This window comes from Streptomyces sp. NPDC018000 (genome assembly GCF_044328025.1).
Lineage (GTDB): Bacteria > Actinomycetota > Actinomycetes > Streptomycetales > Streptomycetaceae > Streptomyces.
This window is the reverse complement of the sequence record NZ_JBIRGM010000001.1, coordinates 183,335-207,760: the sequence shown is the minus strand read 5'-3', so window position 1 is coordinate 207,760 and position 24,426 is coordinate 183,335. Positions and strand designations below refer to the sequence as shown.

Genomic DNA, 24,426 nt, shown 5'->3' with positions numbered 1-24,426 from the left:
AAAAGCCCCCGGGCTCAGCAGCAACCTCCGTCGCCGCCGTCCGCTCCGGGGAGCGTGCGGACATTGCGCGCCTCCTCGGCCCGGGCGGCCAGCAACTCGTCGGCCGGGTAAGCGACTTCCTCCAGCGTCAGGCCATGCGGACGCACCACGTGCACCCCCGGGTTCCGCACCCGTGCCGCCAGCACCCCGGCCGGCCACTCGGGCGAGCGGCGCCCGTCCCCGACGAACAGCGCCGCGCCGATCAGCGCCCGCACCATGTTGTGGCAGAACGCGTCGGCCTGCACGGTCGCCGTCAGGATGCCCGACGCCTCGTCCCGCACCCAACTCAGCTTCTGCAGCGTGCGGATGGTCGTGGCGCCCTCACGCTTCTTGCAGTACGCCGCGAAGTCGTGCTCGCCGGTCATCCGCGCCGCCGCCTCGTTCATGGCGTCGGCATCCAACGGGCGGTCGTGCCACAGGACATGACCGCGCAACAGCGGATCCACCCCGCCGGCACGGTCGCAGACCCGGTACGCGTAACGACGCCACAGCGCCGAGAACCGGGCATTGAACCCGGCCGGAGCCTCCGCGATCCGCCAGATCCGCACATCGGGCGCCATCCGTCCGGCCATCCGCCGCAGCAGCTTGTCCGCGTGCTCGGCCCACACCTCGTCCGGCAGATCCACATGGGCGACCTGGCCCCGGGCATGCACCCCGGCATCGGTGCGCCCGGCGACGGTCAGGTCGTACGTCCGCGAGGACCGCGTCACGGTCCGCAGCGCGTCCTCGATCTCCCCCTGGACGGTCCGCCTGGAGGTCTGCTTGGCCCAGCCGGAGAAGTCCTTGCCGTCGTACGCCAGGTCCATCCGCACCCGTACGAAGCCGGGCTCTACCTCGTCACTCACCGAAGGATCCTTTTCTGCCAGTACATACGGAACGGGCCCGCACCGCCCCGAAGGGTGATGCGGACCCGTCCAGTGGTCTCAGAACGCTCAGGCGTCCTTGGCTTCCGCGGCGGGCGCGTCGGCCTCGGCCGGCTTGGCGTCCTCGACGGACTCGGCCGCGGCCTCGTCCTTCTTGAGGGCGTCTTCCTTGACCGCACGCTTCGTCGCGGCCTCGGCCTCACCGGTGGCCTGCTGGGCCACGGTCAGCGCCTCGACCAGCTCGATGACGGCCATCGGGGCGTTGTCGCCACGACGGTTGCCGATCTTGGTGATGCGGGTGTAACCACCGGGGCGGTTCTCGTACCGCGGGGCGATCTCGGTGAAGAGCGTGTGCACGACGCCCTTGTCCGTGATCGACTGCAGCACCAGACGACGGTTGTGGATGTCGCCCTTCTTCGCCTTGGTGATGAAACGCTCGGCGACCGGACGCAGGCGGCGGGCCTTGGCCTCGGTCGTGGTGATGCGGCCGTGCTCGAACAGCGACTTCGCAAGGTTGTTGAGAAGAAGCTTCTCGTGCGCGGCGCTGCCGCCCAGACGGGCACCCTTGGCGGGCTTCGGCATGGTTTTTCTCCTTGTGTGCTGCACCGGCCGTATCAGGTACCGGTGTCAGTTCCCGCGCGGCGGACGCCACACGGAAGATCAAGAGCCGAACGGGGAATCAATCCGGCAGATGAAGCCAGTCATCGGCCGGAATCAAGCCTGCCCGGCGATTGAGGACAGAGCATCCCCGGCCGGGGCGCCCGGAAGACCCGGGCGCCCCGGCCGGAGGCGCATCAGTACTGCTCGGTCTCCACGAAACCGGCGTCCGCGTCGTCGTCGGCGCCGAACGCGTCGGCCGCGGCCGTCGGGTCGAATCCGGGCGGGCTGTCCTTGAGCGCCAGGCCCATACCGGCCAGCTTCGCCTTGACCTCGTCGATCGACTTCGCACCGAAGTTGCGGATGTCGAGCAGGTCGGCCTCGGAACGAGCCACGAGCTCACCCACGGAGTGGATGCCCTCACGCTTGAGGCAGTTGTACGAACGGACCGTGAGCTCAAGCTCCTCGATCGGCAGCGCCAGATCGGCAGCGAGCGCGGCGTCCGTCGGGGACGGGCCCATGTCGATGCCCTCGGCGTCGATGTTGAGCTCGCGCGCCAGACCGAACAGCTCGACCAGGGTCTTACCGGCCGACGCCATGGCGTCACGGGGACGCATGGCCTGCTTGGTCTCGACGTCGACGATCAGCTTGTCGAAGTCGGTGCGCTGCTCGACACGGGTCGCCTCGACCTTGTACGTGACCTTGAGCACCGGCGAGTAGATGGAGTCGACCGGGATACGGCCGATCTCCTGGCCCACCTGCTTGTTCTGGACGGCGGAGACGTAGCCGCGACCGCGCTCGACGGTCAGCTCCATCTCCAGCTTGCCCTTGCCGTTCAGCGTGGCCAGGACCAGGTCCGGGTTGTGGACCTCCACACCGGCCGGCGGGGCGATGTCAGCAGCGGTGACCAGGCCGGGACCCTGCTTGCGCAGGTACATCACGACCGGCTCGTCGTGCTCCGAGGAGACGACCAGCTGCTTGATGTTGAGAATGAGGTCGGTGACGTCCTCCTTGACGCCCGGCACAGTGGTGAACTCGTGCAGGACACCGTCGATCCGGATGCTGGTGACAGCAGCGCCGGGGATCGAGGAGAGGAGCGTACGGCGAAGAGAGTTGCCGAGGGTGTAGCCGAAGCCCGGCTCCAGCGGCTCGATGACGAACCGGGAGCGGAACTCGTCAACGACCTCTTCGGTCAGCGACGGACGCTGAGCGATAAGCATGTTGCGTTCCTTCAGTCGTGGGCGCCCACTATTTGACGCCCCCAGATACTGACAAGGGTACGGGCGGTACGCCCCGAAGAGGGCCGTACCGCCCGGACCCGCGTTGTTCTACCGCGAAGACGTCAGACGCGGCGGCGCTTGGGCGGCCGGCATCCGTTGTGCGGAGTGGGGGTGACGTCCTGGATCGAGCCGACCTCCAGGCCGGTGGCCTGGAGCGAACGGATCGCGGTCTCGCGGCCGGAGCCCGGACCCTTGACAAAGACGTCAACCTTGCGCATGCCGTGCTCCTGCGCGCGGCGGGCGGCCGACTCGGCGGCCATCTGCGCGGCGAAGGGGGTGGACTTGCGCGAGCCCTTGAAGCCGACGTGGCCGGCAGAGGCCCAGGAGATCACGTTGCCCGAGGGGTCCGTGATCGAGACGATCGTGTTGTTGAACGTGCTCTTGATGTGCGCGTGGCCGTGAGCGACGTTCTTCTTTTCCTTGCGACGCACCTTCTTGGCTGCGCCCTGACGTCCCTTGGGGGGCATGTCTTGACTCCAGATGGAGAGGGGAGGTGATCGGTCCTACAGCGAAGACCGCTGGTTGCTGCGGATGACCGGTGGCCCGGACGCCCGCAGTGCGTCCGCTGAGGACTACTTCTTGCCCGGCTTCTTCTTACCGGCGATCGCGCGACGCGGGCCCTTGCGGGTACGAGCGTTCGTGCTGGTGCGCTGGCCGTGGACCGGCAGACCGCGGCGGTGACGCAGGCCCTGGTAGCAGCCGATCTCGACCTTGCGGCGGATGTCGGCCTGGATCTCGCGACGGAGGTCACCCTCGGTGCGGAGGTTGGCGTCCACGTACTCGCGGATCTTGACCAGGTCCTCTTCGGCCAGGTCACGAACGCGGGTGTTCGGGTTCACACCAGTGGTGGCGAGAATCTCCTTGGACCGGGTGCGCCCGATACCGAAGACGTAGGTGAGGGCAACCTCCACGCGCTTTTCGCGCGGGATGTCAACACCTGAAACGCGTGCCATTCAATGGCTCCAGTTGTCATTTCGGGGGTCTTCCGCAGTGCCACTCCCGACCGCCGACCTCTCGTGACAAGAGGTGGTACGTCCGGGTCCCCGGCCCCCGCCGGAGGTGTCGTCAGCCGAAGCTTGGACGGGCTCTGCGTATGTACGTATTACGTGCGTCGCGCGAAGTGCTGCGAGATGCAGGGGGTCGTGCGTCAGCCCTGGCGCTGCTTGTGGCGCAGGTTGTCGCAGATGACCATGACCCGACCGTGACGGCGGATCACCTTGCACTTGTCGCAGATCTTCTTGACGCTCGGCTTGACCTTCATGGGATGTCAGGTTCTCCGGGTCAGTGCCATCACCACGCCGAAGCGGGGTGCGGGCAAGATCTACTTGTAGCGGTAGACGATCCGGCCACGCGTCAGGTCGTACGGGGAGAGCTCCACGACGACCCGGTCATCCGGAAGGATTCGGATGTAGTGCATCCGCATCTTGCCGCTGATGTGCGCGAGGACCTTGTGACCGTTCTGGAGCTCCACCTTGAACATGGCGTTCGGGAGGGACTCGATCACGGTGCCCTCAATTTCGATGGCACCTTGCTTCTTGGCCACGCTTCGCCTTTCGAATCGGCTACCTTGATCGACTTTCGTCATCGCATGTGGACATGGGGACACACTGATGCGCGAGAGCCGACGAGTCAGTCTACGACAGCGAACCCCAAAAGACGAATCCGTCAAGTTTGCCCACCGCGAGAGATCCTTAGACCTCCACAAGGAGGTCAAATCACCCCAGGGGGTCCGGCGCCGCCTCGATCCCGTACTGGGCCAGCCTCGCCTTGCCGCAGTCGGGGGCCGTCAGGACCAGCGGGCCCTGCTCGGTGAGGGCGATCGAGTGCTCCCAGTGGGAGGACCAGGTGCCGTCCGTCGTAATCACGGTCCAGTCGTCCTGAAGCACCTCGGTCTGCGGCGTACCGAGGGAAACCATCGGCTCGATGGCCAGGCAGACACCGGGCACGAGCTTGATGCCCTTGCCCCGCTTGCGGGCGACATAGTTCAGCAGGTGCGGGTCCATGTGCATCTCGGTGCCGATGCCGTGGCCGCCGTAGTCCTCGATGATCCCGTACTTGCCGGTGGCGGGGCGGGGCTGGCGGCGGATGTAGGACTCGATCGCCTTCGAGATGTCGACGAGGCGGTTGTTCACCTTCATCGCGGCGATACCGGCCCACATGGACTCCTCGGTCACCCGCGAGAGTTCGATCAGCTCCGGAGCGTGACCGGTGCCGACGAAGGCCGTGTACGCGGCGTCGCCGTGCCAGCCGTCGACGATCGCGCCGGCGTCGATGGAGATGATGTCGCCGTCCTTGAGGACGGTCTTGTCGTCCGGGATGCCGTGGACGACGACCTCGTTGACCGAGGTGCAGATGGTCGCGGGGAAACCGCCGTAGCCGAGGAAGTTCGACTTCGCACCGTGGTCGGCGATCACCTTGCGGGCGGCCCGGTCCAGGTCCAGCGTGGTGGCGCCGGGGACCGCCGCCTCGCGGGTGGCCGCGTGAATGGCAGCGACCACCAGCCCTGCCTCGCGCATCTTCGCGATCTGCTCGGGGGTCTTGATCTGCACCATTGCGCGGCGCCTCTCTGCATCGAACTGCGTCGAACTGGATCGAACGGTGACGGGTGTGCGGCGTACTCAACGATACGGCGCAAGCAGTCGGCCGCGGCGCCCAAGGACGCCGCGGCCGACTGCACGAGTACTGCGGGTTCTGCTCTCAGCCCTTGCCGGACTTGAGGGCCTCCATCGCCCGCTCGGTCACCTCGGTGACCTGGCCGAGCGCGGAGATGGTGACCACCAGGTTCTGGGCCCTGTAGTAGTCGATGATCGGCTCGGTCTGCGTGTGGTAGACCTCCAGCCGGGTACGGACCGTTTCCTCGCTGTCGTCGTCGCGCTGGTACAGCTCGCCACCGCAGGTGTCGCAGACACCCTCGGTCTTCGGCGGGTTGTACGTCACGTGGAAGACGTGCGAGCCGTCGTTCCGGCAGATCCGGCGGCCGGCGATGCGCTTGACCACCTCGTCCTCGGGGACCTCCAGGTCCAGGACCGCGTCCAGCTTGGTGCCCTCGTCGTTGAGCATGGCGTCAAGGGCCTCGGCCTGACCCACATTGCGCGGGAAGCCGTCCAGCAGAAAGCCGTTCTCGGCGTCCGGCTGGGACATGCGGTCCTTGGCCATCCCGATGGTGACCTCGTCCGGTACCAACTGGCCTGCGTCCATGTAGGCGCGGGCCTGCTTGCCAAGGTCGGTGCCCTGGCTGATGTTGGCGCGGAAGAGATCGCCCGTGGAGATCTGCGGAATCGACAGGTTCTTGGCAAGGTACGCAGCCTGCGTTCCCTTGCCGGCACCGGGCGGCCCGACGAGGACGATTCTCATCAGCGGAGGAACCCTTCGTAATTGCGCTGCTGGAGCTGACTCTCGATCTGCTTCACGGTCTCCAGACCCACACCCACGATGATGAGGATGCTCGTCCCGCCGAACGGGAAGTTCGCGTTGGCACCACCGAAGCCTGCCAACGCCATTGTCGGCACCAGAGCGATCAGGCCCAGGTACAGCGAGCCCGGCCAAGTGATCCTGTTGAGCACGTAGCTCAGGTACTCGGCAGTAGGTCGACCAGCCCGGATACCCGGGATGAAGCCACCATACTTCTTCATGTTGTCGGCGACTTCCTCGGGGTTGAACGAAATCGCCACATAGAAGAAGGCGAAGAAGACGATCAACAGGAAGTACGCCGTGATGTAGTACGGGTGGTCGCCCTTGACGAAGTGGTCCCTGATCCAGGTCGCCCAGCCCGCGGTGGAGTTGGTGAACTGGACGATCAGGGCCGGGATGTAGAGCAGCGAAGAAGCGAAGATGACGGGAATCACACCCGCCTGATTCACCTTCAGCGGAATGTACGTCGACGTACCGCCGTACGACCTGCGGCCGATCATGCGCTTCGCGTACTGCACCGGGATGCGGCGCTGGGCCTGCTCGACGAAGACGACGAGGGCCACCATCACGAAGCCGATCAGGATGACGGTGCCGAACTCGATCCAGCCGTCGGCCAGCTTGCCGCTGGTCTTGATGGCCCACAGGGAGCCGGGGAAGCTGGCGGCGATCGAGATGAACATCAGGATCGACATGCCGTTGCCGATGCCGCGGTCGGTGATGAGCTCACCGAGCCACATGACGGCCGCGGTGCCCGCGGTCATGGTGATCACCATGACGATGGTGGTGAAGATCGACTGGTCCGGCACGATCTGGTCGGCTACCGGGCAGCCGCTGAAGAGCGCGCCGCTGGTGGCGGTGGCCACCAGGCCGGTGCCCTGGAGGATGGCGAGCGCGACGGTCAGATAACGCGTGTACTGCGTGATCTTGGCCTGGCCGGACTGCCCCTCCTTCTTGAGCGTCTCGAGTCGGGGAATCACCACGGTCAGCAGCTGAAGAATGATGCTGGCCGTGATGTACGGCATGATGCCGAGCGCGAAGATCGTGATCTGCAGCAGTGCACCACCGCTGAACATGTTCACCAGGCCGAAGAGGCTGTTGTTGCCCTTACTGGCCTGATCAACACAGATCTGGACGTTCTCGTAGCTCACTCCCGGTACCGGGACGTGCGCCCCGAGCCGGTAGATCACGATGATGCCGAGCGTGAAGAGCAGCTTCTTGCGCAGGTCGGGCGTCTTGAACGCCCGGGCGAACGCGGTGAGCACGGTGCCTCCTGCGACCCCCGCGCAAAGCGTAGAGGTGACGGTCTTGAGGATCGACGAATACGTAACAGTCAAAGAAACCCGGGCGGGTGCCCGGGGGGTTACCACACAACAACGCACGCCACCTTACCGGCGACCGGGCCGCCTAGGAACGACCAACCGGGGATGCCCCATATGAGAGGCATCCCCGGTCGGATGTTCAGGCCATCGAGTTGTCTCAGACGAGCTCGGTGACGGTGCCGCCGGCGGCGGCAATCTTCTCCTTGGCGGAGCCGGAGACGGCGTCAACCGAAACCTGCAGTGCCACGGAGATCTCGCCCTGTCCGAGGACCTTGACGAGGTGGTTGTTGCGCACCGCACCCTTGGCGACCAGGTCGGCCACGGTGACCTCTCCACCCTCGGGGTAGAGCGTCGCGAGCTTGTCCAGGTTCACGACCTGGTACTCGGTGCGGAACGGGTTCTTGAAGCCCTTGAGCTTCGGGAGACGCATGTGGAGGGGCATCTGCCCACCCTCGAAGCGCTCCGGAACCTGGTAACGGGCCTTGGTGCCCTTGGTGCCACGACCGGCGGTCTTACCCTTGGACGCCTCACCACGACCCACACGGGTCTTGGCGGTCTTGGCGCCCGGGGCGGGCCGGAGGTCATGGGCCTTCAGCGGCTTGTTCTCCGCCATGTCAGTCGACCTCCTCAACCGTCACGAGGTGGCGGACGGTGTGAGCCATGCCGCGGAACTCGGGACGGTCCTCCTTGACGACCACGTCGTTCAGGCGCTTGAGCCCGAGCGAACGCAGGGTGTCGCGGTGGTTCTGCTTGCTGCCGATGTACGACTTCGTCTGCGTGATCTTGAGGCGAGCCATTACGCACCCGCTCCCGCACGTGCACGAAGCAGAGCCGCGGGGGCGACGTCCTCGAGGGGCAGACCACGGCGAGCCGCGATCTCCTCGGGGCGCTGCAGGCCCTTGAGGGCCTCCACGGTCGCGTGCACGATGTTGATCGCGTTGTCGGAGCCGAGCGACTTCGACAGGATGTCGTGAACGCCGGCGCACTCCAGAACGGCGCGCACCGGGCCACCGGCGATAACACCGGTACCGGGGGAAGCAGGCTTCAGCAGGACGACGCCCGCAGCCTTCTCGCCCTGGATCGGGTGAGGAATGGTGCCCTGGATGCGCGGAACCTTGAAGAAGTTCTTCTTGGCTTCTTCCACGCCCTTGGCAATGGCCGCGGGAACTTCCTTGGCCTTGCCGTAGCCGACACCGACGGTGCCGTCACCGTCGCCCACCACGACCAGCGCGGTGAAGCTGAAGCGACGACCACCCTTCACAACCTTGGCGACGCGGTTGATCGCGACAACGCGCTCAACGTACGCGGTCTTCTCGGCGGCAGCTGCGCCGCCGTCACGGCCCTTCCGGTCCCGCCGCTCGCCGCCACCGGCACCGCTTCCGCGGCGCTGGGGTCCAGCCATTGGATTTACCTCTCTCTGTTACGTCCGCTGTGCGTAGGAACCGGGGCTTAGAACTTCAGCCCGGCTTCACGGGCGGCGTCAGCCAGAGCGGCAATCCGCCCGGCGTACTGGTTACCACCGCGGTCAAACACGACGGCCTCGACGCCTGCGGCCTTGGCGCGCTCAGCGACCAGGGCGCCGACCTGCTTGGCCTGGGTGCTCTTGTCGCCCTCGCCACCACGGATGGAAACGTCCAGGGTCGACGCCGACGCGAGCGTGTGGCCCGCGATGTCGTCGATGACCTGAGCGACCATGTGGCGGTTGGACCGCGTCACGACCAAGCGGGGACGCTCCGGCGAACCGGAGATGTGCTTGCGGACGCGGATGTGGCGACGCTTGCGGGCGGCACGCTTGTAGGCGTCGCCCTTGGCGATCTTCACGCCGTATGCCATGGCTACTTACCAGCCTTTCCGACCTTGCGGCGGATGACCTCGCCGGCGTACTTGACGCCCTTGGCCTTGTACGGGTCAGGCTTCCGCAGCTTGCGGATCTTGGCCGCGGTCTCGCCGACCTTCTGCTTGTCGATGCCCTCGACGGAGAACTTCGTGGGGGACTCCACCTTGAAGGTGATGCCCTCCGGGGCCTCGATCAGGATCGGGTGGCTGTAGCCCAGGGCGAACTCCAGGTTGGAGCCCTTCGCCTGGACGCGGTAACCGACACCGCTGATCTCGAGCGCCTTGGTGTATCCCTGGGTCACACCGGTGATCATGTTCGCCACCAGCGTGCGGGACAGGCCGTGCAGGGCCTTGTTCTGACGCTCGTCGTTCGGGCGGGTGACGCTGAGGAAGCCGTCCTCACCCTTGGTGACCTCGATCGGCGACGCGACGGTGTGCGTGAGGGTGCCCTTGGGGCCCTTCACTGCGACCGTACGGCCATCGATGGTGACGTCCACACCGGCGGGAACCTGGATGGGGAGCTTGCCGATTCGCGACATGAGCTATTCCTCCGTTCCCGACTACCAGACGTAGGCGAGGACTTCCCCACCTACGCCCTTCTTCTGAGCCTGCTGGCCGGTCAGGAGACCGTGGGACGTGGAGATGATCGCCACGCCCAGGCCGCCGAGGACCTTCGGCAGGTTGGTGGACTTTGCGTATACACGCAGACCCGGCTTCGAGATTCGCTTGATGCCGGCGATCGAACGCTCGCGGTTCGGGCCGAACTTCAGCTCGAGGACGAGGTTCTTGCCGACCTCGGCGTCCTCGACCTTCCAGCCGGTGATGAAGCCCTCCTGCTGGAGGATCTCCGCGATGTGCGACTTGATCTTGCTGTGCGGCATCACGACGGAGTCGTGGTACGCCGAGTTCGCGTTACGCAGACGCGTGAGCATGTCTGCGATGGGATCAGTCATGGTCATGAATTGGCCTTCGGCCTCTCTCGCCGGGGTTTCCTGTATGCGCCATCCCTCTCCCCACTCAGAGGCAGGACGGGTGCGGTGCGGGGACCTACGGCGTAGTAAGTCGGTCTTGGGCGGCAGGCGCCCAACCCCACAAGCCTACGACATGTGAGGGCGGGCTCCTGCCGACCAGATGCTTACCGAGAGCTTCCGTCAATTCCCAACGCCCGGAGGGCGAAGGAGAATTACCAGGAGCTCTTGGTCACGCCCGGCAGCTCGCCACGGTGAGCCATCTCACGAAGGCACACGCGGCACAGGCCGAACTTGCGGTAGACGGAGTGGGGCCGGCCGCAGCGCTGGCAGCGGGTGTACCCGCGAACGCCGAACTTCGGCTTACGGGCGGCCTTAGCGATCAGAGCCTTCTTCGCCACGGTCAGTTCTCCTTGAACGGGAAGCCGAGGTGACGAAGGAGGGCACGACCCTCGTCGTCGTTGGTCGCCGTGGTGACCACGGTGATGTCCATGCCCCGGACCCGGTCGATCTTGTCCTGGTCGATCTCGTGGAACATGACCTGCTCCGTGAGACCGAAGGTGTAGTTGCCACGGCCGTCGAACTGCTTCGGCGACAGGCCACGGAAGTCACGGATACGCGGCAGCGCGAGCGACAGCGTACGGTCCAGGAACTCCCACATCCGGTCACCACGGAGGGTGACGTGGCAGCCGATCGGCTGACCCTCACGCAGCTTGAACTGCGCGATGGACTTGCGGGCCTTGGTGACAGCCGGCTTCTGGCCGGTGATCGTGGTGAGGTCGCGCACGGCGCCATCGATCAGCTTGGAGTCGCGGGCGGCGTCGCCCACACCCATGTTGACCACGATCTTGACCAGGCCGGGAATCTGCATGACGTTCTCGTACGAGAACTCCTCACGCAGCTTGCCGGCGATTTCCTCGCGGTAGCGCGTCTTGAGACGCGGCGCAGTGGTGGCAGTCATCAGATGTCCTCACCGGTCCGCTTGGCAACGCGGATCTTGTTGCCCTCGTCGTCAAAGCGGTAGCCGACGCGGGTGACGACCTTCTTGCCGTCCTTCTCCACAACCAGCTGAACGTTGCTGACGTGAATCGGGGCCTCAGTGGTGACGATGCCGCCGGTCTGCGAACCGCGAGCCGTCTGACCGGCCTTGGTGTGCTTCTTGACCCGGTTGACACCCTCGACGAGGACGCGGTCCTGAGCGGGGTAGGCCACGATGACCTTGCCCTGCTTGCCCTTGTCCTTACCGGTGATGACCTGAACCAGGTCGCCCTTCTTGATCTTCATGCTTACAGCACCTCCGGCGCGAGCGAGATGATCTTCATGAACTTCTTCTCGCGCAGCTCACGGCCCACCGGGCCGAAGATACGGGTGCCGCGGGGGTCGCCGTCGTTCTTCAGAATGACGGCGGCGTTCTCGTCGAAGCGGATGTACGAGCCATCCTGACGACGACGCTCCTTGACGGTGCGAACGATGACGGCCTTGACGACGTCACCCTTCTTCACGTTGCCACCGGGGATCGCGTCCTTGACGGTGGCGACGATGACGTCACCGATGCCCGCGTAGCGGCGACCCGAACCACCGAGAACACGGATGGTGAGGATTTCCTTCGCACCCGTGTTGTCGGCGACGCGAAGTCGCGACTCCTGCTGGATCACGTCTATCTCCTGATCGTCTGCCGGTTCCCGGTGGGGGCTCCTTGACCGGAGCCCCCACCGAGCCTGGCGGAACTTGCCTGAGGGGAATGCCCCTCAGGAATTACTTGGCCTTCTCGAGGATCTCGACGACGCGCCACCGCTTCGTGGCGGACAGCGGCCGGGTCTCCATCAGGAGGACGCGGTCGCCGACGCCTGCGGCGTTCTGCTCGTCGTGCGCCTTGAGCTTGTTCGTACGGCGGATGACCTTGCCGTACAGCGCGTGCTTGACGCGGTCCTCGACAGCGACGACGACGGTCTTGTCCATCTTGTCGCTGACGACCAGACCCTCACGGGTCTTGCGGAAACCGCGGTCGGTGTTGGTCTCAGTCACAGTCTTCTCGCTCATCAGACGCTCTCCACCGTCTCGATGCCCAGCTCGCGCTCGCGCATCAGGGTGTAGATCCGGGCGATGTCCTTACGGACGGACTTGAGCCGACCGTGGTTCTCGAGCTGTCCGGTCGCCGCCTGGAAGCGGAGGTTGAACAGCTCTTCCTTGGCCTCGCGGAGCTTGTTGAGCAGCTCCTCGTTGCCCAGCTCGCGCAGCTCGGTCGCCTTGGTTCCGGCCGACATCACGCCTCACCTGCCTCGCGCCGAACGATGCGGCACTTCATCGGAAGCTTGTGAGCAGCGCGGGTAAGCGCCTCACGAGCAATCTTCTCGTTCGGGTAGGACAGCTCGAACATCACCCGACCCGGCTTGACGTTCGCGATCCACCACTCGGGAGAACCCTTACCGGAACCCATGCGGGTCTCGGCGGGCTTCTTCGTCAGGGGACGGTCCGGGTAGATGTTGATCCAGACCTTGCCGCCACGCTTGATGTGGCGGGTCATCGCGATACGAGCTGCCTCGATCTGGCGGTTCGTCACGTACGCCGGGGTCAGCGCCTGGATGCCGTACTCGCCGAACGCAACCTGCGTGCCACCCTTGGACATACCGCTGCGCTTCGGGTGGTGCTGCTTGCGGTGCTTGACCCTACGGGGGATCAGCATTTCGGTCAGGCCTCCGTTCCGGTGCTCTCGGCAGCCGGAGCGGCAGCGGCGGGAGCCTCGGCCTTGGGGGCCTCGGCAGCCGGAGCCGACTGCTGCTGCGGCTTGCGACCGCGACCGCCACGCTCGCCACCGCGGCCACCACGGCCGGCCGGGCGGTCGGCGCCGCCACGGGCCGGGCGGTTGCCGGCGCGGGCAGCGGCGTTCTCGGCGCGGACCTCGGCGATGTTCTTGACGTCGCCCTTGTAGATCCAGACCTTCACACCGATGCGGCCGAAGGTCGTCTTGGCCTCGAAGAAGCCGTAGTCGACGTTCGCGCGGAGCGTGTGCAGGGGCACACGGCCCTCGCGGTAGAACTCCGAGCGGGACATCTCGGCGCCGCCGAGGCGGCCACCGCACTGGATCTTGATGCCCTTGGCGCCGGCCTTCATCGAGCTCTGCATGCTCTTGCGCATGGCACGACGGAAGGAGACGCGGGAGGAGAGCTGCTCGGCGACGGCCTGGGCCACCAGCTGAGCGTCCACCTCGGGGTTCTTGACCTCGAGGATGTTCAGCTGGACCTGCTTGCCGGTCAGCTTCTCCAGCTCGCCACGGATGCGGTCGGCCTCGGCGCCACGGCGGCCGATGACGATGCCCGGGCGGGCGGTGTGGATGTCAACGCGGACGCGGTCGCGGGTGCGCTCGATCTCGACCTTCGAGATGCCGGCCCGCTCCATGCCCTTCGTCATCATGCGACGAATGGCGACGTCTTCCTTGACGTAGTCCTTGTAAAGCTTGTCGGCGTACCAACGGGACTTGAAGTCCGTGGTAATGCCGAGCCGGAACCCGTGCGGGTTTACCTTCTGGCCCATTACCGGGTTCCTTCCTTGCTGCTGACGACCACGGTGATGTGGCTGGTCCGCTTACGGATCCGGTAGGCACGGCCCTGAGCACGCGGACGGAACCGCTTCAGGGTCGGGCCCTCGTCCACGTACGCCTCGCTGATGACCAGCGAAGAGGCGTCGGTGTGGTCGTAGTTGTGTGCGGCGTTGGCAATGGCGCTGTCCAGCACCTTGCCAACCGGCACGCTCGCGGCCTGCGGGGCGAAACGCAGGACCGCCTGAGCCTCCGTGGCATCCATGCCACGGATGAGGTCCACCACGCGGCGGGCCTTCATGGGCGTGACGCGGATGTACCGCGCCTGGGCCCTGGCTTCCATGGTTGTCCCTTCGGTGTAAGTCATGAGTCGTTCCACTCCGCGATTAGCGGCGCTTCGACTTCCGGTCGTCCTTGACGTGGCCGCGGAAGGTGCGAGTCGGCGAGAACTCGCCGAGCTTGTGGCCGACCATCGACTCGGTGACGAACACCGGGACGTGGATCTTGCCGTTGTGCACCGCGATGGTGTGACCCAGCATGGCCGGGACGATCATCGAGCGACGGGACCAGGTCTTGATGACGTTCTTGGTGCCTGCCTCGTTCTGTGCGTCCACCTTCTTGATGAGGTGGCCGTCGACGAAGGGCCCCTTCTTGAGACTGCGCGGCATCTAAACCCGCTCCTAGCGCTTCTTGTTCGTCTTGCGGCGGCGGACGATGTACTTGCTCGATGCCTTCTTCGGCGAGCGAGTACGACCCTCCTTCTGACCCCACGGCGAGACCGGGTGGCGACCACCGGAGGTCTTGCCCTCACCACCACCGTGCGGGTGGTCAACCGGGTTCATCGCGACACCGCGGACGGTCGGGCGGACGCCCTTCCAGCGCATGCGGCCGGCCTTGCCCCAGTTGATGTTCGACTGCTCGGCGTTGCCGACCTCGCCGATGGTGGCGCGGCAGCGGGCGTCGACCAGGCGGATTTCACCCGACGGCATACGAAGGTGGGCCATGGTGCCCTCCTTCGCCAGCAGCTGCACGGAGGCACCCGCGGAACGGGCGAACTTCGCGCCGCCGCCGGGCCGCAGCTCGATGGCGTGGATGGTCGTACCGACCGGGATGTTGCGCAGCGCCAGGTTGTTGCCGGGCTTGATGTCGGCGGCCGGGCCGTTCTCGACACGGTCGCCCTGCGTCAGGCCACGCGGCGCGATGATGTAGCGCTTCTCGCCGTCCGCGTAGTGCAGGAGCGCGATGCGCGCGGTGCGGTTGGGGTCGTACTCGATGTGCGCGACCTTGGCCGGCACGCCGTCCTTGTCGTGACGACGGAAGTCGATCACTCGGTAGGCGCGCTTGTGGCCACCGCCCTGGTGGCGAACGGTCACACGACCGGTGTTGTTACGGCCGCCCTTGTTGTGCAGGGGGCGGACCAGCGACTTCTCCGGCGTGGACCGCGTGATCTCGACAAAGTCGGCGACGCTGGAGCCACGACGGCCCGGGGTCGTCGGCTTGTACTTGCGGATACCCATTTCTCAGTCCTCGTCCGATTCCGGACGATCCAGACCGCCCTTAGGCGGTCGGACCGCCGAAGATGTCGATACGGTCGCCCTCGGCGAGGGTCACGATGGCGCGCTTGGTGTCAGCACGCTTGCCGAAACCGGTGCGGGTGCGCTTGCGCTTGCCCTGCCGGTTGATCGTGTTGACCCCGGTGACCTTGACCGAGAAGACCGCTTCCACGGCCTGCTTGATCTGGGTCTTGTTGGAGCCGGGCGCGACGATGAACGTGTACTTGTTCTCGTCGAGCAGCGCGTAGCTCTTCTCGGAAACAACCGGCTTGACGAGAACGTCGCGCGGGTCCGAGTAGGTCTTGCTGGTAACGGTCGCCTCACTCATCAGGCGTCGCTCCCTTCGGTCTCAGCGGTCTGGGGGCCAGACACGAAGGACTCGAAGGCGGCCTGGGTGAAGACCACGTCGTCAGAGACGATCACGTCGTACGTGTTCAGCTGGCCCGGCTCCAGGATGTGCACCTGGGGCAGGTTGCGGGCGGACAGCCACGCGGCCTCGTCGGCGCGGTCGACGACCAGGAGCAGGTTCTTGCGCTCCGAGATCTTGCCGAACAGCGTCTTGGCGGCCTTGGTGGAGACGGCACCCTCGACCACGCCGGTGACGACGTGGATGCGGGAGTGACGGGCCCGGTCCGAGAGGGCACCGCGCAGGGCGGCGGCCTTCATCTTCTTCGGGGTCCGCTGCGAGTAGTCACGCGGCTGCGGGCCGTGGACGACGCCACCGCCGGCGAACTGCGGCGCACGGGTCGAACCCTGGCGGGCGCGGCCGGTGCCCTTCTGGCGGTACGGCTTGCGGCCACCGCCACGGACTTCGCCGCGGGTCTTGGTCTTGTGCGTGCCCTGGCGGGCAGCTGCCAGCTGTGCGACAACGACCTGGTGGATCAGCGGAACGCTGGTCTTCGCGTCGAAGATCTCCGCGGGGAGCTCGACGGTACCGGCCTTGTCGCCTGCCGGCGAAAGGATGTCAATGGTGCTCATTACCTCAAGCCCCCTTGGCCGCGGTACGGACCAGGACGAGGCCGCCGTTCGGACCGGGGACTGCGCCCTTGATGAGGAGCAGACCCTTCTCCGCGTCAACCGCGTGGATGGTCAGGTTCTGGGTGGTGACACGCTCGTTGCCCATGCGACCCGCCATGCGCATGCCCTTGAAGACACGGCCGGGGGTGGCGCAGCCACCGATGGAGCCGGGCATGCGGTGCACACGGTGGGCACCGTGGGACGCCTTGCCACCCTTGAAGTTGTGACGCTTCATCACACCGGCGAAGCCCTTGCCCTTGCTCTTGCCCGTGACGTCAACCTTGACGCCGGACTCGAACACCTCGGCAGTGACTTCCTGGCCCAGCGTGTACTCGCTGGCGTCCGCGGTGCGGAGCTCCACCAGGTGGCGGCGCGGGGTCACGTCGGCCTTGGCGAAGTGACCCTTGAGGGGCTTGTTCACCTTGCGGGGGTCGATCTCGCCGAAGGCGATCTGGACTGCCTCGTAGCCGTCGTTGTCGTTGGTACGAACCTGGGTGACGACACAGGGCCCGGCCTTGACGACGGTCACCGGGACGACCCGGTTGTTCTCGTCCCAGACCTGGGTCATGCCGAGCTTCTCGCCCAGGACGCCCTTAATGTTCTTAGCCATCTCGCGCGTCACCTCAGAGCTTGATCTCGATGTCGACGCCCGCCGGCAGGTCGAGACGCATCAGCGAGTCAACCGTCTTCGGCGTGGGGTCGAGGATGTCGATGAGGCGCTTGTGCGTGCGCATCTCGAAGTGCTCGCGCGAGTCCTTGTACTTGTGCGGCGACTTGATGACGCAGTACACGTTCTTCTCAGTGGGCAGCGGCACCGGGCCCGCGACCGACGCACCAGTGCGGGTCACCGTCTCGACGATCTTCTTCGCCGAGGAGTCGATGACCTCGTGGTCGTAGGCCTTGAGCCGGATGCGGATCTTCTGTCCCGCCATGGCTACTAGTAGTCCTGTCTCTCATAACGCTCTGGAACCCGGGAGCTCTAAGGACTCCGTCTCCGACCCACGCGGTCGGGCGTGTCGCATCCCCTCTACGTAGATATCCCGAAGGATTTCCCAACCAAGGGGGTGCGGGCCCTGGGACCGCGCTGTGCTCAATCAAGAGCGTCGGGGGCGGAACACCCACCGGGTGCCTGGCCGGTGCCCCACTGACGCTTCCCGGAAGATTCCCGTACTTCCGACCCGCAGGGGGTCGACGAGTACTGTGGGACTCGCTTCCGGTCCTCCCGGCGGGAGGCGCGCAGCATTGACACTCAACCGAGCAACCTGAGCAGTGTGCCATACGGGGCACTGGCCTGGCCAATCGGGCCGAGGATCTTACCCCGCGTGACCGCTCGGTCAAACGTGGGCGCGCAGTGGGAGCAGTGCCGGGCACCTCGTCGCGTGCGGCAACGGGTGTGCGAAGGGCCCCGACCGGAAGCGGTCGGGGCCCTTCAGTGCAGTGCGTGGATCAGCGGACGTCCACGTAGTCGCCCGCGGCTGTGGCCGCCGGGGTCGTTGTGCTGCCTGCGAAGGTGTAGCGCCAGTACCCGTCGACCGATGCGGTCACCGTGGCCTTGAGGTTGCCGGTGCTGTCCGTCGTCACCGTCTTCACCGTGGTGTACGCCGTCGTCCCGTGCTTGCGGAACTGGAGCTTCACCGGCTGGGCGGTGTATCCGTGGTAGCCGCCGGTCTCCCAGTTGGCGCGCGCGAGCTTGCCCGTGATGGTGAGCGTCTTGCCCTTGGTCACGGGTTCGGGGGAGGCATTGACCGTCTGGGTCGAGTCGCGCTGCACGAGGGCCGATGCGGCGGCGTGCAGATCGGTGTAGCTCCTGCCGTCCGCCGACTCCGCCCAGGCCGCGAGCTTCCAGGTGCCCGCCAGTGCGTTGCGGCCGAGGGTCCAGCGGGGGGCGATGTACGCGAAGTGTGCCTCGCATGTGGACTTTGTCGCGTCAACCTTCGTGCAGGTCGCGGGCCATGTCCCGTAGAGGACCCCGTCCGGGGCGTCGTACGAGCCGTGGTAGAGGTACATGTCACCGCCCGCGATGCCGGCCGGGTCGGTCGCGGTGAACTTCGCCTTGAACTCCTGCAGCGGTTCGTTCGTCAGCTCCACACCCTTGCCGCCGTTGACGACAACGTTGGAGATCCGGGTGGAGCCGGCCTTCTCGTCGCCCTGCGGACGCGGTCCGGCGAAGGCGCGCTCGATGGTGCGGCGCACGCTGCCCCCCTGGTCGTCGGTGGCGGTCACGCGCAGCGAGACGAAGGACGCGGTGGCCGGAACCGAGAGGGCCGCCGTGTTGCCGGTGAGCGGCAGACCGGTCCACGTGGTGCCGTCGTCGACGGAGTACTCGATGCCGGTGACAGTCTCCACGGCGTTGGAGTTGCGGGTGGCGGCGGTGGCTGTGATGCCCACCGGGGCGTCGGTACCGGCGCGGTTGGAGGCGTCGAGCCCCGTGAGTTCCACCTGGGCGTCGATCAGCGGCAGTTCGGTCGCTGCCGACACGCGGGCGGAGGTGAAGGACCACTCGCTGCGCACCGTTGTGGACAGCCGCCGGTAGGGCACGCGGTGGCTGATGGTCTGTTCCAGGGCGTACGTCCCGGAATCGGTCGGCACGGTGGCCGACAGTTGCTCGTAAGGCGTCATGCCGGTGGACTCGGCGTAGGTGACGCCGTCGCGCGTCAGGCGGTACGAGACCACGGACCGGCCGTCCGTGCCCGCGTGCCCGGCCGCGTCGCCGAAGCCGTGCGGTTCGTACAGCGAGATCTTGTCGCCCCGCCGCTGCGACCCTCCCCACTCGCGACGGGTCGGCTGCAGCGGAGCCTCACCGACGGTCTCGGCGGCCGCGGGTCCGGCAGCCAGGGAACGTTCCGGCAGCGCGAGGCTGTAGTCACCGGTCCCATAGGAAAGGAACCGGCTGTAGGAGATGCCAGGGGTGACGTACTCGGTGACCGAACCGGCCACCGGCACGGCCGAGGCCACGTAGACACCGGTCCACTCGCCGAGATTCGGTACCGTCTGCAACTGCGCGGTGGTCCGCGTGCCCGGGGCGCGCACGTGGGTGACCGTCTTCGCGAGCGCGGCGCGCTTCACCGATGCGATCGGAGAGGCGGGCACGGTGTCCTGGAACGTATGCGTGAGGTCGTACCGGTAGGGGCTGGGCGTGCTCGCCGTGGCGCCTTGCAGGGTGAGGACGTCATGGATCCGCAATGCTGCACCCGGCTGAGAAAACGGCGTGACGTACACCTTGTCCGCACCCGACCCCGCGAAGCCCGCGAGGCCGCCTCCGGGTACCGAGATCCACACGGCTGAACCGCTGCGGGTGGCCGTCGTGTCGTCGACCCGGATCGCGGTCTCCTTGGCGGCCCGCTCGTCGAAGGACACGGTCGTGGCAGCCGTACCGACCTTGAAGGTGCGGGTCAGGAGATAGCCCGGCCGCTGCCAGTCGCTGTGCAGCGCCACCGAGAAGTAGTCGCCCGGCGGCAGCTTCACGGTCGAGGACGGGCCGATGGCGTCGCTGTCGACGGCGTATCCCGCCCAGGTCTTGCGGTCCCAGACGTAGAAGGACTTGCTCGTGACGGAGGCGTTGGTGATGGTCAGTTTCACGGAGTACGTGGTGGCCTCGGCCGCCCGCGTCAGCGCCGTCGCCCCTGTCCCCGTCGGCAGGGCCACCCGGGTGGCCGGCACCGGCTCCGGCAGCGCGGTCGGCTGTACATCCAGCGCGCCGTTCGTCGAGCCGATGGCGTACCGCTTGCCGCGGGCCCCGCCCCCATCCGTAATGCGTACGTCACCGTCGACGATCTCGAGGCGCTCGCCGTTTCCAAGACTGGCGCCCTGGGACACGCCCGCGGCCGTGCCCTTCACTTCGGAGATCCGGCCCGCAGTCCCCGGGTCCGCCTCCGAAGCGCCGGCTGCCGGCGCCATCAGCACCCCCGCCAGAACCGCCGCGCACACGCCCGCCCCTGCGGATCTTCGTGCGTTCCACTTCCATATGCCGGACATCAGCCCGACCTCCCCAAAGATTCGACCGCCGACAACTCCCGGCACCCCGGCCGATGAGTCGATCAGCGACACCCTACTGCGGAGAGATCAGGCGGATGATCATGGTACCGCCGGCCTGCGGCGCGGCCGTGAGCCTGGACGGGGTGGACCGGGACCCGATGGCCGTGGAGCTGGCGAAGCTGTCGCTGTGGCTGGTCACGCTGGCGAAGGGCCGGCCGTTCTCCTTCCTGGACCACGCGCTGCGGTGCGCGGACTCGCTGGCCGGCGTCATCGACGTCGAACAGATCAAGGCGTTCCATCTGGAGTCGGGCGCACGGCAGTTGAGCCAGGAGGTGTCGCGGGCCCTGGACGTGACGGAGACCCTGCTTTCGAAGGCGGCGGACCTGCGCCGCGAGATCGAGGCAACCCCGGTCCACGACATCCGCAGCGTCCACGCCAAGACAGAGAAGCTGCGCGAGGCGGAGGCCCTGTCGGAGCGGTTGCGCCTGGCGGCGGATGCGGTGGTGGGTGCGGCGCTGGCGGCGGAGGGCATCTCCGACGAGGAGGCCTCCGACCTCACGGGCAAGGGCTGGTCGCCACGGCGTTGGAGGAGGAGCGGGCCGAGGGCAGCCCCGGGGTCGGTTGGTCGTACGAGGGGCAGCAGGCGCGGGGCCTCCGATTCACCATCGCCCCCGCCGCCCAGACCGAGATCCTGGACCGCCTCCTGGAGCTGAACCACGCTCGCTACAAGGAGGAGCAGGAAGCCGGGCTTCACGTGCCAGGCGCGAAGAAGAAGGCCGCCCCGAAACGGGCGCCGAAGCCGAAGGCAGAGCCCAAGCCGGGGGACGGCATCCAGGACGGGTTCTTCTGACAACAGTGCGCCCCCGGTCCGGCACCAACCGGGCCCGGGGGGCGCGATTACGCGCAGGGTCAGCGCCTAGCGGCGTACGAGACGAAGCCCGCCCACGCACCTTGCGCGAAGGCGAGGCGAGGGCCTTCAGCGTCCTTGGAGTCACGGACATGCACTGTTCCTGGGGCGGCTGCAACCTCAACGCAGTCGTTCCCGCTGCTGCTGTCGCTGTAGCTGCTCTTGAACCACTCCAGCCCAGAAGCATCCCCGGCAGAGGGCTTGTGGATCATGTTTCTCCCATAAGTTGCTCAATGACGGCCAGCGACTCACGAGGGGTGAGGGCCTGAGCCCGGATGATGCCATACCGCAGCTCCAAGATTCGGAGCTGCTTCGGGTCGGAGACCGGACGACCGCCGAAGGCGCCTCCCGAGCGCCCCACGGCCGTTCCGTCTCCGAACTTCAGCACCTCGATCTCACCGCCCATCCCAGGGTGAGTCTCGCAATCGAGCGGCATCACCTGCAGCGAGACGTTCCGCAACTGACCCACCTCCAAAAGACGTTCGAGCTGGCGACGCAACTCCATTCTGCCTCCGATGGGCCGTCGCAGCGCAGCTTCTTCCTGGACGAAGCTGAGTGCTGGCGCCGGAGAGCGGTCAAAGATCGAGCGGCGAGCCATGCGTGCGGCCACGCCTCGCTCCACCTCGTCCTGGGAGTACGCAGACTGCCGCGCCTCCAGCAGCACCCGCGCGTGCCCCTCCGTCTGCAAAAGGCCGTGGATACCGTGGTTGGCGTACACCCCAACCTCGACCGCCTTGGCCTCCATCTTCGCCAGATCCCGGATCTTTTTCGGGTACCGGACCTCCGCCACGTCCTGTTTCATCGCGGCGAGTTTTCCGTCCGCGCCCAGTACTTCGTCCGCCTTGTCGAGGAGTTCCGGCCTGGGGATGCGACGGCCGCCCTCCACCTTGTAGACGAGGTCCTCCCCGTACCCGATCGCAGTCCCGAACTCGCCGGCCCGCAGCCCCGCTGCCTCCCGCCACGCCTTGATCTGGCGGCCCACCGCCGCGACCACAGCCGCCCCCGACTCGTCATCGGGATCGACGTCCCAACCCGGCTCGTCCGCCCCGGCGTCCCCACGCTCCGTACCGGCCTCATCCACGCTCATCCGTGCCCCACTTCCGACGCGCTTACCGTTCTTGACCCAACCCCTGGCGTCCCTCCACGTCACCCCGGACAGCCGGGACAACACCGGACAAGCCCTGGACAACACCCGTACACACAGGGCTCATCGCTCTTCACGGTACGCAGCTACGGCCACGCTGAGCGGCGCCATCCAACACATCACCCGAACCGGACATTCCGCTCCCGCCCGGCACCGCTCCCGCCACCCCGAACTCGCCCCGCGCAACGCGATCCGTGCAACGCGATCCGTGCAACGCGATCCGTGCAACGCGATCCGTGCAACGCGATCCGTGCCGAACTCAACCTGGTGCCAAGCCGGTTCCACCGAGTCGCGGAAACCCACGACCCGGTGAGCCACGTCCTCGCATTCCACGACGCATAAAGCTTTAAAGGACTTGGGGAAATTACCCTCCCCACCCAAACCCGACCCCGCCCCGCTCTCGTCACTCACTCGGGTGACACCGGCCAACTGAGATGGATTTCATGCGGGTTGGCTGGCATATGCTCGCCGCGACACCTCCAGACATGCGACGGCCCCCGACGAGATTCGCACTCTCAACCGGGGGCCTGACCAACGAGGAAGAAGAGAGCTTCCCGATGGGTACCTCGCAGGTTACCGCGCCCTTATGCGCCCCGTCCCCCGTACCCGGAGACACCACACCGTCATCCGGTGTCATCCACATCAACTCCCGCCATGCCGCAGGCTTCACCGTCATCGGCAACCACCTCGCCCAGCACCGCGGACTCTCCCTCACCGCGATCGGACTCGCCGCCCACATCCAGTCGCTCCCCGCCGGAGCCAGGATCGGCATCAAGCACCTCGCCGAACGCTTCCCCGAGAGCGAGACCCGCATCGCCGCCGCCCTGCGCGAGCTGGAAGCCCACGGCTACCTCCATCGCAGCCGCGTACGCCTTGCCGACGGCCGCATCGTCACCCGCACCGTCTCGTACAACCAGCCCGGCACGGTCGCGCCCATCACCCCAACGCCCCGGCCCCAGGCCAGGCACAGCAAACCGGCAGCCCCGCTCCCCACTCCACCCACACCCGCACCGCCCCCGACGCCTGTCGAGGCACCGCAGCCGCCCGCCCCTCAACGAACCCCCACCCCGGCACCGGAACCCACACCGCCGCCCTCGTACGTCTCCGTACCGCCGCTCACGGCCCCCAGGACACCGCCCCCACCGCTACCTCAGCCGTACGCGCCCACCGAGGAACTGCGCCGGACGGCCGCCGCACTCCTCGCCGACCTTCGCCGCCACGCACCCGGGCTCACGCTCTCCGAAGGCGATGTCGCCGCCCTCACTCCCGGCGTCGCCGCCTGGCTCGAACGCGACGCCCACCCCGACACCATCCGCCACACCCTCACCACCGACCTCCCCGTCCCCCTCAAGCACCCGGCAAAGCTCCTCCGGCACCGGATCACCACGCTCCTGCCGCCCCCGCTCCCCGGCACCGCGGGCCTCACCCCGCCCCGCCGCAAGGTCGTCGCCACCCCGCTCCAGAACTGCGACACCTGCGACCGCGCCTTCCGCGCCGCCGACCCCGGACACTGCCGCGACTGCCGCGCAGACCTCCGCACAGCCGCCTGACCGAAACTCCACCTGAAAACCCTGTCCGCCGCACTGCGGGACACACCGGAAGCAATCGCCGACCCCATCGTCGAACTCACCGCACAGGGCCTGGGCAACCGCCCGGCCGCACAACAGTGGAGGAACCTGGTGGCCGTGGACCTCTCTTTCTACAAGTCCTTCATGTCGGAAGAAATCCGGGACGAAGGCCGAGCGCAAGGCCGAGCGCAAGGCCGAGCGCAAGGCCGGGCACAAGGCCGGGCCGAGGACATCCTGCTCGTACTGGAACAGCGCGGCCTGACCGTTCCCGACAGGATGCGCGAGCGGATCACCGATTGCGGCGACCCCGAGACTCTGCGCCAGTGGCTCGTGAGAGCCCTCACCGCCGCCTCTGCCGAGGAGATCTTCGCCGAGGAGTAGCCGTACCCGATGCGCCGGAGTCGCCTCCCAGAG

The 24,426-nt window shown here is 66.9% G+C and carries 37 protein-coding genes; 3 read left to right on the top strand and 34 right to left on the bottom strand.

Annotated elements, in window-relative coordinates; genetic code table 11:
• Positions 1-14: 14 nt before the first annotated feature.
• From truA to ACH4EW_RS00920, 32 genes are all read right to left on the bottom strand, one after another.
• Positions 15-884 carry a tRNA pseudouridine(38-40) synthase TruA gene (truA, locus tag ACH4EW_RS01075; RefSeq protein ID WP_398249816.1) on the bottom strand — a complete coding sequence of 290 codons (870 nt, stop codon included), beginning with the start codon at positions 882-884 and terminating at the stop codon, positions 15-17.
• Between the two features lie 87 nt (positions 885-971).
• Complete coding sequence (gene rplQ, locus ACH4EW_RS01070) at positions 972-1,484, bottom strand: 50S ribosomal protein L17 (RefSeq protein WP_398249814.1); 513 nt, start codon at positions 1,482-1,484, stop codon at positions 972-974.
• Between the two features lie 212 nt (positions 1,485-1,696).
• On the bottom strand, positions 1,697-2,719 hold the full coding sequence (locus ACH4EW_RS01065; RefSeq protein WP_003966937.1) for a DNA-directed RNA polymerase subunit alpha: 1,023 nt from the start codon (positions 2,717-2,719) through the stop codon (positions 1,697-1,699).
• Positions 2,720-2,841: 122 nt separating this feature from the next.
• Entirely contained in the window at positions 2,842-3,246 is a 405-nt protein-coding gene (gene rpsK, locus ACH4EW_RS01060) for a 30S ribosomal protein S11 (protein WP_003956432.1), read from the bottom strand.
• Positions 3,247-3,351: 105 nt separating this feature from the next.
• On the bottom strand, positions 3,352-3,732 hold the full coding sequence (gene rpsM, locus ACH4EW_RS01055) for a 30S ribosomal protein S13 (protein WP_018519286.1): 381 nt from the start codon (positions 3,730-3,732) through the stop codon (positions 3,352-3,354).
• A gap of 194 nt (positions 3,733-3,926) precedes the next feature.
• Positions 3,927-4,040 carry a 50S ribosomal protein L36 gene (rpmJ, locus tag ACH4EW_RS01050; protein WP_003956441.1) on the bottom strand — a complete coding sequence of 38 codons (114 nt, stop codon included), beginning with the start codon at positions 4,038-4,040 and terminating at the stop codon, positions 3,927-3,929.
• A 60-nt stretch (positions 4,041-4,100) separates the two neighbouring features.
• The gene (infA, locus tag ACH4EW_RS01045; RefSeq protein ID WP_003956442.1) at positions 4,101-4,322 is read right to left on the bottom strand and encodes a translation initiation factor IF-1; all 222 of its coding nucleotides are present in this window, start codon (positions 4,320-4,322) and stop codon (positions 4,101-4,103) included.
• 172 nt (positions 4,323-4,494) lie between these two features.
• A complete protein-coding gene (map, locus tag ACH4EW_RS01040; RefSeq protein WP_398249812.1) occupies positions 4,495-5,331 on the bottom strand; it encodes a type I methionyl aminopeptidase in 837 nt (278 codons plus the stop codon).
• Positions 5,332-5,476: 145 nt separating this feature from the next.
• Positions 5,477-6,133: an adenylate kinase gene (locus ACH4EW_RS01035; RefSeq protein ID WP_398249810.1), complete on the bottom strand. Its 657-nt coding sequence runs from the start codon at positions 6,131-6,133 to the stop codon at positions 5,477-5,479.
• Positions 6,133-7,452: a preprotein translocase subunit SecY gene (gene secY / locus ACH4EW_RS01030; protein ID WP_398249808.1), complete on the bottom strand. Its 1,320-nt coding sequence runs from the start codon at positions 7,450-7,452 to the stop codon at positions 6,133-6,135. Before secY ends, ACH4EW_RS01035 begins: the two co-directional genes overlap by 1 nt.
• 214 nt (positions 7,453-7,666) lie before the next feature.
• A complete protein-coding gene (rplO, locus tag ACH4EW_RS01025; protein WP_018550610.1) occupies positions 7,667-8,122 on the bottom strand; it encodes a 50S ribosomal protein L15 in 456 nt (151 codons plus the stop codon).
• Position 8,123: 1 nt separating this feature from the next.
• A complete protein-coding gene (rpmD, locus tag ACH4EW_RS01020) occupies positions 8,124-8,306 on the bottom strand; it encodes a 50S ribosomal protein L30 (RefSeq protein ID WP_030914154.1) in 183 nt (60 codons plus the stop codon).
• Positions 8,306-8,911: a 30S ribosomal protein S5 gene (gene rpsE / locus ACH4EW_RS01015; RefSeq protein WP_072485533.1), complete on the bottom strand. Its 606-nt coding sequence runs from the start codon at positions 8,909-8,911 to the stop codon at positions 8,306-8,308. Before rpsE ends, rpmD begins: the two co-directional genes overlap by 1 nt.
• A 47-nt stretch (positions 8,912-8,958) precedes the next feature.
• A complete protein-coding gene (gene rplR, locus ACH4EW_RS01010; protein ID WP_398249805.1) occupies positions 8,959-9,342 on the bottom strand; it encodes a 50S ribosomal protein L18 in 384 nt (127 codons plus the stop codon).
• A gap of 2 nt (positions 9,343-9,344) precedes the next feature.
• On the bottom strand, positions 9,345-9,884 hold the full coding sequence (rplF, locus tag ACH4EW_RS01005) for a 50S ribosomal protein L6 (RefSeq protein WP_266747962.1): 540 nt from the start codon (positions 9,882-9,884) through the stop codon (positions 9,345-9,347).
• Positions 9,885-9,905: 21 nt separating this feature from the next.
• A complete protein-coding gene (gene rpsH / locus ACH4EW_RS01000; RefSeq protein ID WP_005313538.1) occupies positions 9,906-10,304 on the bottom strand; it encodes a 30S ribosomal protein S8 in 399 nt (132 codons plus the stop codon).
• Between the two features lie 224 nt (positions 10,305-10,528).
• Entirely contained in the window at positions 10,529-10,714 is a 186-nt protein-coding gene (locus ACH4EW_RS00995) for a type Z 30S ribosomal protein S14 (RefSeq protein WP_003948630.1), read from the bottom strand.
• Between the two features lie 2 nt (positions 10,715-10,716).
• Positions 10,717-11,274: a 50S ribosomal protein L5 gene (gene rplE / locus ACH4EW_RS00990; protein WP_037688009.1), complete on the bottom strand. Its 558-nt coding sequence runs from the start codon at positions 11,272-11,274 to the stop codon at positions 10,717-10,719.
• Entirely contained in the window at positions 11,274-11,597 is a 324-nt protein-coding gene (rplX, locus tag ACH4EW_RS00985; RefSeq protein WP_073786786.1) for a 50S ribosomal protein L24, read from the bottom strand. The genes rplE and rplX overlap by 1 nt, the downstream gene beginning before the upstream one ends.
• Positions 11,598-11,599: 2 nt before the next feature.
• Positions 11,600-11,968 carry a 50S ribosomal protein L14 gene (gene rplN, locus ACH4EW_RS00980; protein WP_003966950.1) on the bottom strand — a complete coding sequence of 123 codons (369 nt, stop codon included), beginning with the start codon at positions 11,966-11,968 and terminating at the stop codon, positions 11,600-11,602.
• Positions 11,969-12,068: 100 nt separating this feature from the next.
• The gene (gene rpsQ / locus ACH4EW_RS00975; protein ID WP_030977953.1) at positions 12,069-12,353 is read right to left on the bottom strand and encodes a 30S ribosomal protein S17; all 285 of its coding nucleotides are present in this window, start codon (positions 12,351-12,353) and stop codon (positions 12,069-12,071) included.
• Positions 12,353-12,577 carry a 50S ribosomal protein L29 gene (gene rpmC, locus ACH4EW_RS00970; protein ID WP_398249801.1) on the bottom strand — a complete coding sequence of 75 codons (225 nt, stop codon included), beginning with the start codon at positions 12,575-12,577 and terminating at the stop codon, positions 12,353-12,355. The genes rpsQ and rpmC overlap by 1 nt, the downstream gene beginning before the upstream one ends.
• Complete coding sequence (gene rplP / locus ACH4EW_RS00965) at positions 12,577-12,996, bottom strand: 50S ribosomal protein L16 (RefSeq protein ID WP_072485538.1); 420 nt, start codon at positions 12,994-12,996, stop codon at positions 12,577-12,579. The genes rpmC and rplP overlap by 1 nt, the downstream gene beginning before the upstream one ends.
• Before the next feature lie 5 nt (positions 12,997-13,001).
• The gene (gene rpsC / locus ACH4EW_RS00960; RefSeq protein ID WP_093540760.1) at positions 13,002-13,844 is read right to left on the bottom strand and encodes a 30S ribosomal protein S3; all 843 of its coding nucleotides are present in this window, start codon (positions 13,842-13,844) and stop codon (positions 13,002-13,004) included.
• Positions 13,844-14,191, bottom strand: a complete 348-nt coding sequence (rplV, locus tag ACH4EW_RS00955; RefSeq protein WP_004571827.1) for a 50S ribosomal protein L22 — start codon at positions 14,189-14,191, stop codon at positions 13,844-13,846. Before rplV ends, rpsC begins: the two co-directional genes overlap by 1 nt.
• A gap of 43 nt (positions 14,192-14,234) precedes the next feature.
• A complete protein-coding gene (gene rpsS, locus ACH4EW_RS00950) occupies positions 14,235-14,516 on the bottom strand; it encodes a 30S ribosomal protein S19 (RefSeq protein ID WP_283853425.1) in 282 nt (93 codons plus the stop codon).
• Positions 14,517-14,528: 12 nt separating this feature from the next.
• Positions 14,529-15,365 carry a 50S ribosomal protein L2 gene (gene rplB, locus ACH4EW_RS00945; protein WP_398249798.1) on the bottom strand — a complete coding sequence of 279 codons (837 nt, stop codon included), beginning with the start codon at positions 15,363-15,365 and terminating at the stop codon, positions 14,529-14,531.
• Between the two features lie 40 nt (positions 15,366-15,405).
• Positions 15,406-15,729, bottom strand: a complete 324-nt coding sequence (gene rplW / locus ACH4EW_RS00940) for a 50S ribosomal protein L23 (protein WP_189544130.1) — start codon at positions 15,727-15,729, stop codon at positions 15,406-15,408.
• Positions 15,729-16,379, bottom strand: a complete 651-nt coding sequence (gene rplD, locus ACH4EW_RS00935; RefSeq protein ID WP_327369309.1) for a 50S ribosomal protein L4 — start codon at positions 16,377-16,379, stop codon at positions 15,729-15,731. Before rplD ends, rplW begins: the two co-directional genes overlap by 1 nt.
• 4 nt (positions 16,380-16,383) lie before the next feature.
• Complete coding sequence (gene rplC, locus ACH4EW_RS00930) at positions 16,384-17,028, bottom strand: 50S ribosomal protein L3 (RefSeq protein WP_351078032.1); 645 nt, start codon at positions 17,026-17,028, stop codon at positions 16,384-16,386.
• Positions 17,029-17,041: 13 nt separating this feature from the next.
• Positions 17,042-17,350: a 30S ribosomal protein S10 gene (gene rpsJ, locus ACH4EW_RS00925; protein WP_003948644.1), complete on the bottom strand. Its 309-nt coding sequence runs from the start codon at positions 17,348-17,350 to the stop codon at positions 17,042-17,044.
• Between the two features lie 514 nt (positions 17,351-17,864).
• The gene (locus tag ACH4EW_RS00920; protein WP_398249796.1) at positions 17,865-20,393 is read right to left on the bottom strand and encodes a hypothetical protein; all 2,529 of its coding nucleotides are present in this window, start codon (positions 20,391-20,393) and stop codon (positions 17,865-17,867) included.
• A 95-nt stretch (positions 20,394-20,488) separates the two neighbouring features.
• Here ACH4EW_RS00920 and ACH4EW_RS00915 point away from each other — a divergent pair, with 95 nt between their 5' ends.
• On the top strand, positions 20,489-21,106 hold the full coding sequence (locus ACH4EW_RS00915; RefSeq protein WP_398249794.1) for a hypothetical protein: 618 nt from the start codon (positions 20,489-20,491) through the stop codon (positions 21,104-21,106).
• A 196-nt stretch (positions 21,107-21,302) separates the two neighbouring features.
• Here the strand turns inward: ACH4EW_RS00915 and ACH4EW_RS00910 are convergent, their stop codons facing one another.
• Together ACH4EW_RS00910 and ACH4EW_RS00905 are read right to left on the bottom strand one after the other, a co-directional pair.
• Positions 21,303-21,512, bottom strand: coding sequence for a DUF397 domain-containing protein (locus tag ACH4EW_RS00910; RefSeq protein WP_398249792.1), 210 nt, complete (start codon positions 21,510-21,512; stop codon positions 21,303-21,305).
• Positions 21,509-22,387 carry a helix-turn-helix domain-containing protein gene (locus tag ACH4EW_RS00905; protein WP_398249790.1) on the bottom strand — a complete coding sequence of 293 codons (879 nt, stop codon included), beginning with the start codon at positions 22,385-22,387 and terminating at the stop codon, positions 21,509-21,511. The genes ACH4EW_RS00910 and ACH4EW_RS00905 overlap by 4 nt, the downstream gene beginning before the upstream one ends.
• A 614-nt stretch (positions 22,388-23,001) precedes the next feature.
• Here ACH4EW_RS00905 and ACH4EW_RS00900 point away from each other — a divergent pair.
• A complete protein-coding gene (locus tag ACH4EW_RS00900; RefSeq protein WP_398249788.1) occupies positions 23,002-23,994 on the top strand; it encodes a helix-turn-helix domain-containing protein in 993 nt (330 codons plus the stop codon).
• Positions 23,995-24,123: 129 nt separating this feature from the next.
• Complete coding sequence (locus tag ACH4EW_RS00895; protein WP_398249786.1) at positions 24,124-24,393, top strand: hypothetical protein; 270 nt, start codon at positions 24,124-24,126, stop codon at positions 24,391-24,393.
• Positions 24,394-24,426 lie beyond the last annotated feature (33 nt).

Bases quoted from the DNA above. Each gene is read 5' to 3' on its own strand.
- rplC (WP_351078032.1), bottom strand. From the start codon at position 17,028: ATGGCTAAGAACATTAAGGGCGTCCTGGGCGAGAAGCTCGGCATGACC.
- ACH4EW_RS01065 (WP_003966937.1), bottom strand. From the start codon at position 2,719: ATGCTTATCGCTCAGCGTCCGTCGCTGACCGAAGAGGTCGTTGACGAG.
- rpsS (WP_283853425.1), bottom strand. From the start codon at position 14,516: ATGCCGCGCAGTCTCAAGAAGGGGCCCTTCGTCGACGGCCACCTCATC.
- rplQ (WP_398249814.1), bottom strand. From the start codon at position 1,484: ATGCCGAAGCCCGCCAAGGGTGCCCGTCTGGGCGGCAGCGCCGCGCAC.
- rpsH (WP_005313538.1), bottom strand. From the start codon at position 10,304: ATGACCATGACTGATCCCATCGCAGACATGCTCACGCGTCTGCGTAAC.
- rplD (WP_327369309.1), bottom strand. From the start codon at position 16,379: ATGAGCACCATTGACATCCTTTCGCCGGCAGGCGACAAGGCCGGTACC.
- rpmC (WP_398249801.1), bottom strand. From the start codon at position 12,577: ATGTCGGCCGGAACCAAGGCGACCGAGCTGCGCGAGCTGGGCAACGAG.
- rplO (WP_018550610.1), bottom strand. From the start codon at position 8,122: ATGGCGGAGAACAAGCCGCTGAAGGCCCATGACCTCCGGCCCGCCCCG.
- rpsQ (WP_030977953.1), bottom strand. From the start codon at position 12,353: ATGAGCGAGAAGACTGTGACTGAGACCAACACCGACCGCGGTTTCCGC.
- map (WP_398249812.1), bottom strand. From the start codon at position 5,331: ATGGTGCAGATCAAGACCCCCGAGCAGATCGCGAAGATGCGCGAGGCA.
- rplE (WP_037688009.1), bottom strand. From the start codon at position 11,274: ATGACTGCCACCACTGCGCCGCGTCTCAAGACGCGCTACCGCGAGGAA.
- rpmD (WP_030914154.1), bottom strand. From the start codon at position 8,306: ATGGCTCGCCTCAAGATCACGCAGACGAAGTCGTACATCGGCAGCAAG.
- rpsJ (WP_003948644.1), bottom strand. From the start codon at position 17,350: ATGGCGGGACAGAAGATCCGCATCCGGCTCAAGGCCTACGACCACGAG.
- rplW (WP_189544130.1), bottom strand. From the start codon at position 15,729: ATGAGTGAGGCGACCGTTACCAGCAAGACCTACTCGGACCCGCGCGAC.
- rplP (WP_072485538.1), bottom strand. From the start codon at position 12,996: ATGCTGATCCCCCGTAGGGTCAAGCACCGCAAGCAGCACCACCCGAAG.
- rplR (WP_398249805.1), bottom strand. From the start codon at position 9,342: ATGGCATACGGCGTGAAGATCGCCAAGGGCGACGCCTACAAGCGTGCC.
- ACH4EW_RS01035 (WP_398249810.1), bottom strand. From the start codon at position 6,133: ATGAGAATCGTCCTCGTCGGGCCGCCCGGTGCCGGCAAGGGAACGCAG.
- rpmJ (WP_003956441.1), bottom strand. From the start codon at position 4,040: ATGAAGGTCAAGCCGAGCGTCAAGAAGATCTGCGACAAGTGCAAGGTG.
- rpsM (WP_018519286.1), bottom strand. From the start codon at position 3,732: ATGGCACGCGTTTCAGGTGTTGACATCCCGCGCGAAAAGCGCGTGGAG.
- ACH4EW_RS00900 (WP_398249788.1), top strand. From the start codon at position 23,002: ATGGGTACCTCGCAGGTTACCGCGCCCTTATGCGCCCCGTCCCCCGTA.
- rpsK (WP_003956432.1), bottom strand. From the start codon at position 3,246: ATGCCCCCCAAGGGACGTCAGGGCGCAGCCAAGAAGGTGCGTCGCAAG.
- rplX (WP_073786786.1), bottom strand. From the start codon at position 11,597: ATGAAGATCAAGAAGGGCGACCTGGTTCAGGTCATCACCGGTAAGGAC.
- ACH4EW_RS00905 (WP_398249790.1), bottom strand. From the start codon at position 22,387: ATGAGCGTGGATGAGGCCGGTACGGAGCGTGGGGACGCCGGGGCGGAC.
- rplB (WP_398249798.1), bottom strand. From the start codon at position 15,365: ATGGGTATCCGCAAGTACAAGCCGACGACCCCGGGCCGTCGTGGCTCC.
- rpsE (WP_072485533.1), bottom strand. From the start codon at position 8,911: ATGGCTGGACCCCAGCGCCGCGGAAGCGGTGCCGGTGGCGGCGAGCGG.
- rplF (WP_266747962.1), bottom strand. From the start codon at position 9,884: ATGTCGCGAATCGGCAAGCTCCCCATCCAGGTTCCCGCCGGTGTGGAC.
- ACH4EW_RS00920 (WP_398249796.1), bottom strand. From the start codon at position 20,393: ATGTCCGGCATATGGAAGTGGAACGCACGAAGATCCGCAGGGGCGGGC.
- rplV (WP_004571827.1), bottom strand. From the start codon at position 14,191: ATGGAAGCCAGGGCCCAGGCGCGGTACATCCGCGTCACGCCCATGAAG.
- ACH4EW_RS00915 (WP_398249794.1), top strand. From the start codon at position 20,489: ATGATCATGGTACCGCCGGCCTGCGGCGCGGCCGTGAGCCTGGACGGG.
- ACH4EW_RS00910 (WP_398249792.1), bottom strand. From the start codon at position 21,512: ATGATCCACAAGCCCTCTGCCGGGGATGCTTCTGGGCTGGAGTGGTTC.
- rpsC (WP_093540760.1), bottom strand. From the start codon at position 13,844: ATGGGCCAGAAGGTAAACCCGCACGGGTTCCGGCTCGGCATTACCACG.